The following is a 10,653-nucleotide window of genomic DNA, read 5'->3' on the forward strand; positions in this document are numbered from 1 at the left end:
GCCGCGGACCAGGACCATGCGAGCCCACAAGCCAGGGCCACCAGCATCAGGCAGGCGTTCCAGGCGTCGGGATGTGACGAGGCCCGAGAACGTCTGATACTCACGGCCACCGAAGAAGTGGCAGCGGCGATCGACGCGTCCTACCTCTCGCTGCGGGAGGTCCGTGAGGTGCTTGCCTCGGGTCGCACCATCCCATCGGCGGACTATCAAGCGGCCAGGCAAGCGCACGGAGATGCGACCCGAGCAGCTCGTACGGTTCTTCGTCGGGATCTGAGCAGCCTGGAGCCCTGACCGCTACCAGCGGGCCGGCCAGGCCGGTTGCCGTAGGGACGGTCTGTCTGGGGTGAGGGCTTGGCACACTTCTCGGACGGGCGAGCGCCCTCCCGGGCCGTCCTGGGACCGTGACGGGCGCTCAGCGGTGACCAGTGTCGACCACTGCCGGCAGTTCGGCAGCTGGTGAGCGCATTGATCGCGTGTTGTGAGCGGGTGAGTGGGTGCTCGCGCTGGTCGTGGACGGATGCCAATCGTGACGGGAGCCGTCGGCGGTACTGGCGGACATCACGGCCGGGTTCGAGAGTCCCCGGAAATGCCGGTGAGCCGTTGCCTGCCCCCAGTTACCCTGCCTTGTTCTGAACAAGTCAGGAAGGCCCCACCATGAGCAGCGCCACTCCCTTTCCCGAGCGCATCGAGCTCTCGGGGGAAGGTCTCGTTCTCCGCGACTGGACGGAGGCGGACCTGTCCGCGATGCCGGAGCTGTTCGACCACCCCGACATCGCGTACTGGACACCGATCGTCTCCCCCTTCGACGAAGCGGCCGCCCGCGCACGACTGGACCGGGACCGGCAGCTGCGAGCGGAGGGCACGGCCATCCTGCTCGCCATCACCGTCGACGGCGGCGCACCGCTCGGCGAGGTGATGCTGCGGCGCGCCCCCGAGGGCACAGAGCTCGGCTACGCGGTCGGCCCGGCGCACCGCGGCCAGGGGCTGGCGGCGCGGGCGGTGCGGGTGATGGCCGCGTACGCCTTCGAGCAACTGGGCGCCGGGCAGGTGATCCTGGAGCTGGAGGCCGAAAACGCCGCCAGCGTCGCCGTGGCCACCAAGGCGGGCTTCAGACTGCTCGACGTGCCGCTGATCAGGGGTGAGGAGAAGGGCCGGCCCTACGCCCTGCAGACATGGGGTCTGGACCGCCCCTGATTGACCGGCCGTATGGGCCAGCTGCTCTGCCAACCCCCTGACCCGCAAGAGCGGGCCCGGGTGCCGGCCCAGCGGTCGGCGTGGCGGCGAGTCGCTGGTCGTGGCAGGCGCATGCCAGGGCGGTGCGGGCCCGGAGTACTGCGGTCTCGACGTGGCCATCAGGTCGTTCTCAACGGCGGGCGCCGGCCGGGCGAGCCAGTGCTGCGTCTCGGCCGGTTCCAGGATCCGGTCGAGACGGAGTGCCGGCGTCATGTGCTCGAACACTCGCCCGACGCCCAGGGCGTGGTTGCCGTTCGGCGGGTGCAGGACGAGGAGGCGGGTGCCGTCGAGAGGTTCTATGTCGGCCGGCACACCTTCCGGGCTGACGTAGGTCTCCTGGCCGTCGAAGAGGCGGAAGCGGCGGATCGCCGGGGCGTCGAGGCCGGGGCGGGTCCGGTGGCACGCGAGACCACGGTGCCCGCCGCCATCAGCGCGGACGAACGCAGCACTCCGCCGCCTTTCGCCTTCTTCGGGGCAGCGTGCCTCCGTCTTGTGGACCGCTGTAACCGTTCGGGGGACGTCTCCTCGATCATGGGCACAATCCACGATCCAGACCCCGCCCGTCGGGCGGAGCCTCGGGAATCGCCGCGCGGCCGCCGGAGCATGGCCGGCGCCGGTCCACGCCCTGACGACGCCGAGAGCGTGGCCGAGCAGCCTCTCACAGCCGAGCGGGCCTGGTCCGCCCGGCGGTACCGGAAGTTGGCCCCCGCGCGGCCCGCCTTCCCGGGACCGGCGGGCCGACGCCTCGAAAGGCGCCATCGCGGGGTAACCGGAACCTACGCCTCCGACAGCCAAAACGGAAGGCCCTTTTTTCCGCGACGGTCGAGCCGCCCACTCGGGGGCGGCGTCTCAGCACAGCTCCTGTCGAACCTCGGCACGCTCGCTCAGCTCACCGCCGATTGCCTCGGCACGGAACGAGCGGCCGGCCCGGACCACCCCCGCGGGGCAGTTCGGACCGGCCGCCTCACCAGCCGTGAGCTACGCCTCCTCGTGCCCCAACAACACGTCCACCTGCTCACGTCCCGCCCCGTCGATCTTCACCGACGTGACCACCGGCGGATAGCCACTGGCCACCACCGTGTACTCGTCGCCTGAGAGGTCGGTGAACGCGTACGTGCCGTCGGGGCCGGTGGAGCGGGCCGCGACGACGTTGCCCTCCGCGTCCAGCAGAGTGACCCGGGCGTCCTCCACGGTACGGCCGTCGCGCGTGCGTATCGTGCCGCGCACGTCGGCGGCGGGGCGGAGTTCGATGGTGTGGTGGACGTCCTCGGCAGTGACGGTCACCAGGTCGGCCACCGGGCGGCGGCCCGGAGCGGTGACGGTGAGCGCGTAGTCCCCGGGCAGCAGGTCGGCGATCCGGTAGGCGCCGTCGAGCCCGGTCGTCGTCGAGGACGCCACGGCCCCTCGCTCGTCGGTGACGACCACCAGGGCGCCGGACAGCGCCTCTCCGGCCGCGTCACGCACCGTGCCGGACAGGGTGCCCGTACCGGTGGGCATCACCAGGTCGTAGGCGATCGGGGCGCCGTTCAGGGACAGCGTGGCGACCTGCGGCTGGTGCCCGGCCGCCGAGCCGATGAGCACCAGGCTGCCGCGTGCGGAGGTGTTTACGGTGTACGAGCCGTCCTCACGTGACGTGGACCGGGCGACCTGGCGGCCTGTCGGGTCGAGCACCGTGATCGCGGCGCGGGCCAGCGGTGCGCCCACACCGTCCCGCACCTGGCCGTGGATCACGCCCGGGCCGTCGGAGTCCGCAGCGTCGCCGGCTGCTGCGGTGGCGGCGGCGGCCAGGGGCTCGGCGGGCGGCGGAGCGGCCTCCGGGGCGGCCCCGGGGGCCGTGACGGTGGGGGTGCCGGCGGCGGGGGCGGGGGCCGGCTTGCGGCGGAAGAGCAGCACCGTCACCAGCACGGCGAAGGCGAAGAAGCCCGCCGACCACCAGTAGGCGGTGGAGTAGCTGTGCAGCGCGGCGTTCGCCTTGACCAGCGGGTCGGTCATGTGGTGCTTCGCGTAGTCGGTCGCGGCGCTGGTGGCCAGGGTGTTGAGCAGCGCGGTGCTGACCGAACCGCCCACCTGCTGCGTGGTGTTGATCGCCGCCGAGGCCACGCCCTGGTCGCCGGCCTGGACGCCGAGGGTCGCGTAGCTCATCGCCGCGGGCATCGACAGGCCGAGGCCCGCGCCGATCAGCAGCAGGGGCGGCAGTACATGGGCGGCGTAGCCGCTGTGCAGGCCCAGGCGGGTCAGCCAGACCATGCCGCCCGCGGCCAGCAGCAGGCCGATCGGCACGATCACCTTGGGGCCGATCTTCGGCACGAGCCAGTTGGTGGCCAACTGCGCCATCACCATCAGCGCGCCGACCATCGGCAGGAAGGCCACACCGTTCTTAACCGGCGAGTAGCCCAGTGTGGACTGCAGGTAGTAGGTGAGGAAGAGGAAGACGCCGAACATGCCGGCGGACGAGATCAGCACGGTGGACAGGGCGGCGCCGCGGTTGCGGTCCGCCAGCACGCGCAGCGGCAGCAACGGGTGCTTCGCCCGGGCCTGCCAGAGGAAGAACACCAGCAGGAGAACGCCACCCACGGCCAGGAAGCCCCAGGTCATCCAGTTGCTCCAGTGGTGCGTCTCCGCGTTGGCGAAGCCGTAGACGACGCCGAACAGGCCGCCGGAGACGAGGATCACGCCAGGGATGTCCAGCCGGGGCCGCCGGGACGGGGCCGAGCCGGTGATGAAGGTGATCGCGCCGACCAGCGCCAAGACCGCGATGACGTCGTTGACGTACAGCGTCCAGCGCCAGTTCAGGTATTCGGTCAGCAGGCCGCCGAGGACCAGACCGACGGCGGCGCCGGAACCGGCGACGGCGCCGTAGACGCCGAACGCCTTGGCGCGTTCCTTGGCGTCCGTGAAGGTCGTGGTCAGCAGGGAGAGCGCGGCGGGAGCCAGCAGGGCGCCGAACAGGCCCTGAATGGCGCGCGCTACGACCAGCATGGTGAAGCCGCCGGCCGCACCGCCGAGTGCGGAGGCCGCGGCGAAGCCGACCACACCGATGAGGAAGGTGGTCTTGCGGCCGACGAGGTCGGCGAGCCGGCCGCCGAGCAGCAGCAGACTGCCGAAGGCGAGCGAGTAGGCGGTGACGATCCACTGCCGTCCGTTGTTGTCGAAGCCGAGGTCCTGCTGGGCGGACGGCAGGGCGATGTTCACGATCGTGGCGTCGAGCACCACCATGAGTTGGGCGAGGGCTATCACGCCCAGCGCCCACCATCGGTGCTTCGGCTGGGCATGGTGGTGGGTCTGGCCGGAATCTGTGGCCGGGGCAGCGTCGGTCTGGATGAATTCCATGTGATCCCTCTTGCGGGGCTCAAGGGCTCCGGGTGGCTCGGTGCTCAGGGCTCGGTGGCTGAGTGGCTCAGGCCTGGCCGAGTGGCTCAGTAGCTGAGTGATTCAGTAGCTGAGTGGCTCAGTGCCTCAACCTCGGCAGCGGGGAAGGACGACGGTGTCCGCAGCTTCTGTCCGAAACGGTTTCGTACACCGTCACGAGGGTAGGGAACCAGCCAGCGAAACGCAAACGTTTCGATCGACGTCGCCTCCTGGGCCGCGTCCGCGTTGCCGCGCCGGGTGCGCCAGGCCGCTGTCGTCAAATGTCACGCCGGCCTCAGCAGCGATGCGAGGGTGACGGCTGCTTGGTAGGACTCGGCGGTCTTGTCGTGGCGGGTGGGATGCCGCGCCACTGCTTGAGGCGGTTGAAGCACGTCGCCCCAGAGCGTCGCAGGCCAGGTGGATCTTGCCGGACAGACCGCCTCTGGACCGGCCAAGCCCCGGGATGCGGAGCCGCCTTTTCGCGCTCCGGCCGCGTGCTGGTGGGCCGGGACGATCGTGGAGTCGACCCACACCAGCCACTCGATGTCCCCGGCCGTGTCGGCCTTGGCCTGCCCGGCCCGGAGCATCCGCTCGAAGGTGCCGTCCTTGGCCCACCGGCGGCAGCGAGTGTGCAGGGTAGCCCAGTTCCGTACCGCTCGGGCACGTCCGGCCAGGCCGTGCCGGTCCGGAATTTCCACACGATCCCGTTGAGGACCCTCCGGTCGCCCACTCGGCCTCGGACCGTTCATGGCGACGTATCACCCCACCGTGACCACCCCCCGAAGATCATTTGACGGTAGACGCCAGGGCCTCCAGGCGCGCGGCGTCCGCGCTCGGCCGCCCCTTCCGACAGCAGACGGTTGGCGGCGGCTACGGAACTGGTGCCGTTGCTTCCGGTAGCGGAGAAGTCCGGGTGGCCGCCGGTACACGCCAAGCGGCAGCCGACTGGTCGCGACGGCGACTTCAAAAGAAATTTAGTGGGCAACTATGACGCGGGTGATGCGTCATGCCGGTGACGCTACGCGCATTCCCCGACTGTGAATCTGCGGTGCAGGTTCCGTGAGTTGCGTGTGAGTGTTGTTACGTTGGTTTACTGCTGACGCTGCTTTAGGGTCGAGGCCGACCACTTATTTTTGCTTTACGTCTGTGTGTGGGGGACGCGGATGTGCTGTCACCCATGCCTGGAAAGGATTTCGGGTGACTCCTCGTATGCGCAGGATGGTCACCGTCGCGGGGGCTGCTGTACTCGTGGCGCTTGTGGGCACACCGCTGATCGCTTCTGCGGACCCGCAGCCGCCGTCGGGAAACGACACACCGCCGTCCGCGGTGGAGGACTTCGCCTACCCGAACGCGGATCAGATTCAGCATGACAAGGGCATCAAGCTGATCAAGGGGGACGGGCACATCACCCTTGCCGCGTGTGATGAATCGGCTCAGCAGATCAGGGTCCTCACCGTGCAGGGCCAGGGTGGGAACCCGCAGGGGGCCTACTGCTTCAAGGCGACAGCCAAGACCGGTTATCTCACGTTGGAACTCCCACACGTCATCGCGTTGGAGACCGCGGATCATCCGATCAGCGCGGATCTGAAGCCGCAGGGGGACCCGTCGGCGCCGGCCAAGACAGTGAGCGTGGCGAAGAACGGCTATCAGAGCGTCGGTGAGGGGACCGCCGGGGGTACGTCCACTGTCCTGGTGGAACTGCACGTCACGGGCTGACCGACCGACCCGTCCTTCTTCTCACCGATCTCACATGAAAACGGGGAACATTCATGTCTGGCTTCCGTCCGCGCACCGCGCGGACTTCCGGTCTGATCGCCGCTACGTCGCTGGCTGTCGCCGCCTTGTCCGGCACGCCCGCGGCCGCCATATCGGGCCCGCAGGCTTCTGACGCGGTGTCCACCGCCACCGCACGGCTCGACATCGACGGGCAGCGCGGCTGTTCGGCCACCCTGGTGGCCCCGCAGTGGCTGCTGACCGCCGCGAGCTGCTTCGCCGACACCCCGGGCGGCCCCCTCGCCCCCGGCGCTCCGAAGCTGAAGACGACGGCTGCCATCGACGGCACCGTGCAGCAGGTGGTGAACCTCGCGCCCCGTACGGACCGGGACGTGGTGATGGCCCAGCTGGCCAAGCCCGTCAGCGGCATCACCCCGATCCCGGTGGCGGCCACGGCGCCCGGTGTGGGCGACGAGGTACAGGCCGCAGGCTATGGGCGCACAAAGGACGCGTGGGTGCCCGACCAGGTGCACGCCGCCGCTTTCACCACCCGGAACGTCGGTGCCACCACGGTCGATCTGGCCGGGAAGTCGGACGGCGCCGCCGTCTGCAAGGGCGATACCGGCGGTCCGGTGCTGACCACCACCGACGGCCGCACCGCGGTCGTGGGCGTCAGCAGCCGTTCCTTCCAGGGCGGTTGTCTGGGTACCGATGCGGCGGAGACCCGTACCGGGGCGGTGGCTGCCCGGGTCGATGATCTGGCGGGCTGGGTTCAGCAGGTCGCTTACAGCACCACCTTCGCCAGCGCGCCGTGGAAGCACGCCGTGCAGATGACTGCGGGCTACTACACCGGCGGCTCGGCGGGCGGCAGCCGGCACACGGACTTGATCGTGCTGTGGGACGACGGTGAGGTCACCCTCTACCAGGGCGGCGTCAGCAACGATCCCGCCCACCCCTTCGCCGCCGAGTACCAGCTGGCGCCCCGTAAGAGCATCTGGACTCACGCCGTCTCGATCACCGGTGTCAATGCCACTGGTGGCGGCACGGACGGGCTCGTCGTGCGCTGGAGCGACGGCGAGATGACCCAGTACGCGACGGTGGATGCCAAGGGTTTCCATGGCGAGAAGCAGCTGGCCCCGCGGAATACTCCCGCCTGGCAGAGTGACGCGCGTCTGCTGGTCACCGGCCGCTTCACGCCCGGCGGCCACCGCGACGACCTGCTGGCCGTCTGGAAGGACGGCCACGTGTCGGTCTTCGCTGATCTGGCGGCCAACGGACTGAGCAAGCAGACGCAGATCGTCGCCAAGAACACCACCACCTGGCCCTACGCCGAGGACCTCACCACGGGGTTGTTCACCGGCAACTCCACTGATGATCTGCTGGTGCGCTGGGTGGACGGGGAGACCACGATCTATCCGGGACTGACCGGCAAGGGCCTGCCCGGTGAAATCAGGATTCGCGTGAGGAATTCGGAGTGGAAGGACGCCGCTGTGGTCGCCGCGGGCGCCTTCACCGCGAACACGGCCGCGAACGACATCCTCGTCCGCTGGAGCGACGGGCACGTCAGCCTCTTCACCGGCGCCGACACCAAGGGCCTGCACGACGAAGTCCAACTCGCACCGGCCAACTGACGCAGCTCTGGCGCGGCTTCACGATCCGGCTTGCCGGGGGCGCACCCGTCGAACGGTGGACCGGCCCTCGGTTGCCGCGGCCGGGCACGGCCTGAGCGGCCTCGCCCGGCCGCCGGCCGACGCGTCGGTATCTGGTGTACAGCGCTACGTCCGCGCCTTGCTGAACTCCGCGTAGGGACAGGTGTCATCACAGACGAGGAAGTGGCTCGTACGTGGCCGCGGTCGTCGCTTCAACACAGACCGGAGGCCCGCGTGCCCTCCGGCGTGCCTGACTGGAGCAGCTTTACTTGAGTAACAGACGAATACGATTTTGGCCTGCCGCCGCACTGTGCGGGGCACTGGTGCTGCTCGACGCTGGAACAGCTGGAACAGCACTGGCCGCGTCAGCACCCGCCTCCGGCAGATCCGCGACGAAGGAGCCCCTGCCCGCGTCCATGGCCACCGCTCCTTCGCCCGTGGCGTCGCCTTCCACCACGATCGCGCCCGCTGATGATGGCGCTTGGACAGTGCGGGACGCGATCCGGTTCTGGACCTCCCAGCGCATGGCGTCGGCCACCGACCCCTCAAGCCGGGCCGCCCGGCCGCACGGCTGGACGGCGCCGCGTAAGAGGTCATCGGTCGCCGCCGGGGGCAGCGGTGAATTCTTCGACGGCATGAAGTCCGTCGGCGTGCTCTTCACCACCGACAAGGACATGAATGCCCATTACTGCACGGCGAGCGTGGTGCGCAGCGCAGGGCACAACCTGCTCCTGACGGCCGGGCACTGCGTCGGCAACAGGGCGGCGTTCATCCCCATGTACGACCACACCAAGCCGGCGGCGGACCAGCCGTACGGTGTGTGGCCGGTCAGGGAGTGGTTCCGCGACGCACAGTACGCCTCGGACAAGAGCCGGAACTCCGATTTGGACTTCGCCTTTGCGAGCCTCGCCGACGACGGCGGGCGCAACGTCGAGGACGTCGTGGGCGCCAACGCCCTGGCTCGTACACCGGGGTTCGCCAACCAGGTGACCGTCATCGGCTACCCGAGGGTCGATCACAACCCGCAGGACCGCGCCTTCCGCTGCCCCGGCGTCCGCACGATCGCGCTGCCGGCCTACAACCAGATGCAGATCGACTGCGCGGGCATGTGGGGCGGGGTCTCCGGCGGGCCGTGGTTCTCCTCCATCGACGCGTCGGGCGACACCGGGCAGATCATCGGCAACGTCGGCGGCTTCATGCAAGGCGGCCCGGACGTGGACACCAACGACCCGCTGTACAACCGGATCACCTACAGCCCCCTGTACGGCGACCGGTTCTTCCAGCTCTACGACGACGCCCAGAACGCCGTCCACAACGACCACGGCGCCTACCAACCGCCGCTGCTGCCGTACTCCCTGGGGAAGGCGGCAACCTGGAAGCACGCCGTGACCATGACTGCGGGCTACTACACCGGCGGCTCCGCGGGCGGCACCCGGCATATGGATCTGATCGTCCTGTGGGACGACGGCGAGGTCACCCTCTACCAGGGCGCCGACGGAAACGACCCCACCCATCCCTTCGCCGCCGAATACCAGCTGGCGCGCCGCAAGAGTATCTGGGCCAATGCCGTCTCGCTCAGCAGCATCAACGCCACCGGTGGCGGCGCGGACGGGCTCGTCGTGCGGTGGAACGACGGCGAGGTGACCCAGTACGCGACGGTGGATGCCAAGGGTTTCCACGGTGAGAAGCAGCTCGCCCCGCGGAACACCCCCGCCTGGAAGAACGACGCGCGTCTGCTGGTGGCCGGCCGTTTCACATCGGGCGGCCACCGCGACGACCTGCTGGTCGTCTGGAAGGACGGCCACGTCTCCCTCTTCAGCGACCTGGCGGCCAACGGTCTGGCGAAGCAACGGCAGATCGTCGCGAAGAACACCACCTGGACCTACGCCGGTCAGCTCAGCACAGGCTCCTTCACCGGCATGGCCACCGACGATCTCCTCGTGCGCTGGTCGGACGGTGAGGCCACCCTCTACCCCGGTCTGACCGGCAAGAGCCTGCCCGGTGAGATCAGGATCCGGCCGAGGAATTCGGAGTGGAAGGACGCCGCCGTGGTCGCCGCGGGCGCCTTCACCGCCAACACCGCCGCGAACGACATCCTCGTCCGCTGGAGCGACGGGCACGTCAGCCTCTTCACCGGCGCCGACGCCAAGGGCCTGCACGACGAAGTACAGCTCGTACCGGCCAACTGACGTTCCACACACCGTTCGAGGAACGGATCCGCCAAACACCGACGGGCCGCCCCTCGGGCCCGGCTCGCGCACGGGCCTGTGATCAGTGCAGGTGCCTGCGCGAGCCGGTGCACACAACCCCCCATAAACATGAGACGAATAGAGTCCGCAGTGAGACATCCACGACGCCCGCGGCGCGTGACGGCAGGAGCACAGCACGCGGTGCGCGTGCTGTGTCTGGGCCTGCTGCCCGGCGCGCTGGTACTGGGCCTGCTGGCACCCTCCCCGGCCACGGCCGACGGAACCGCTCCGACAGACAGCGGAATCGGCGGTGCGCTTCCGGACACCGACCGCGCCAAGGTGGTGCGGCTGTGGGAGACCGGCGGGCCCGGCGTGCGCGCCGCCGCCGAAGCCGCGCTGGTCGGCGGTGACGACGAGGTCAGGAATTTCCTGGCTCAGGCCTCCGACATCCAGTTCCAGGACGAGCGCGTCGCCACCGCTCAGGTCGCCAGTGTCGGCGGCACCTACCTCCAGCAGGCCGC

General features: G+C 69.6%; 6 protein-coding genes and 1 pseudogene. 5 read left to right on the forward strand and 2 right to left on the reverse strand.

What is annotated here, in order from left to right; genetic code table 11:
- Positions 1-654: 654 nt before the first annotated feature.
- Positions 655-1,194: a GNAT family N-acetyltransferase gene (locus tag ACFYZJ_RS37330; protein ID WP_388576273.1), complete on the forward strand. Its 540-nt coding sequence runs from the start codon at positions 655-657 to the stop codon at positions 1,192-1,194.
- 1,017 nt (positions 1,195-2,211) lie between these two features.
- Here ACFYZJ_RS37330 and ACFYZJ_RS37335 read toward each other — a convergent pair.
- A complete protein-coding gene (locus ACFYZJ_RS37335) occupies positions 2,212-4,563 on the reverse strand; it encodes an MFS transporter (protein ID WP_388576276.1) in 2,352 nt (783 codons plus the stop codon).
- Positions 4,564-4,977: 414 nt separating this feature from the next.
- Positions 4,978-5,129, reverse strand: a pseudogene (locus tag ACFYZJ_RS37340) (IS5/IS1182 family transposase); the annotation flags it as partial.
- A gap of 670 nt (positions 5,130-5,799) precedes the next feature.
- Between ACFYZJ_RS37340 and ACFYZJ_RS37345 the strand changes: the two are divergent.
- The 4 genes from ACFYZJ_RS37345 to ACFYZJ_RS37360 form a co-directional block, all read left to right on the forward strand.
- A complete protein-coding gene (locus tag ACFYZJ_RS37345) occupies positions 5,800-6,297 on the forward strand; it encodes a hypothetical protein (protein WP_388576278.1) in 498 nt (165 codons plus the stop codon).
- Positions 6,298-6,350: 53 nt separating this feature from the next.
- Positions 6,351-7,925, forward strand: a complete 1,575-nt coding sequence (locus tag ACFYZJ_RS37350) for a S1 family peptidase (RefSeq protein WP_388576281.1) — start codon at positions 6,351-6,353, stop codon at positions 7,923-7,925.
- 506 nt (positions 7,926-8,431) lie between these two features.
- Positions 8,432-10,132 (forward strand): trypsin-like serine peptidase, encoded by a 1,701-nt coding sequence (locus ACFYZJ_RS37355; protein ID WP_388576284.1) that lies wholly within the window; start codon positions 8,432-8,434, stop codon positions 10,130-10,132.
- A gap of 177 nt (positions 10,133-10,309) precedes the next feature.
- Positions 10,310-10,653: ALF repeat-containing protein (locus ACFYZJ_RS37360; RefSeq protein WP_388576287.1), on the forward strand; the 344-nt coding region annotated here is incomplete at its 3' end.

Origin of the sequence: Streptomyces sp. NPDC001848 (assembly GCF_042891915.1) — a bacterium.
In the GTDB taxonomy this organism is placed as follows: Bacteria; Actinomycetota; Actinomycetes; order Streptomycetales; family Streptomycetaceae; genus Streptomyces.

What these genes read in the sequence shown, in the direction of transcription:
- ACFYZJ_RS37330 (WP_388576273.1), top strand. Translation starts at nt 655, where the DNA reads ATGAGCAGCGCCACTCCCTTTCCCGAGCGCATCGAGCTCTCGGGGGAA.
- ACFYZJ_RS37335 (WP_388576276.1), bottom strand. Translation starts at nt 4,563, where the DNA reads ATGGAATTCATCCAGACCGACGCTGCCCCGGCCACAGATTCCGGCCAG.
- ACFYZJ_RS37345 (WP_388576278.1), top strand. Translation starts at nt 5,800, where the DNA reads ATGGTCACCGTCGCGGGGGCTGCTGTACTCGTGGCGCTTGTGGGCACA.
- ACFYZJ_RS37350 (WP_388576281.1), top strand. Translation starts at nt 6,351, where the DNA reads ATGTCTGGCTTCCGTCCGCGCACCGCGCGGACTTCCGGTCTGATCGCC.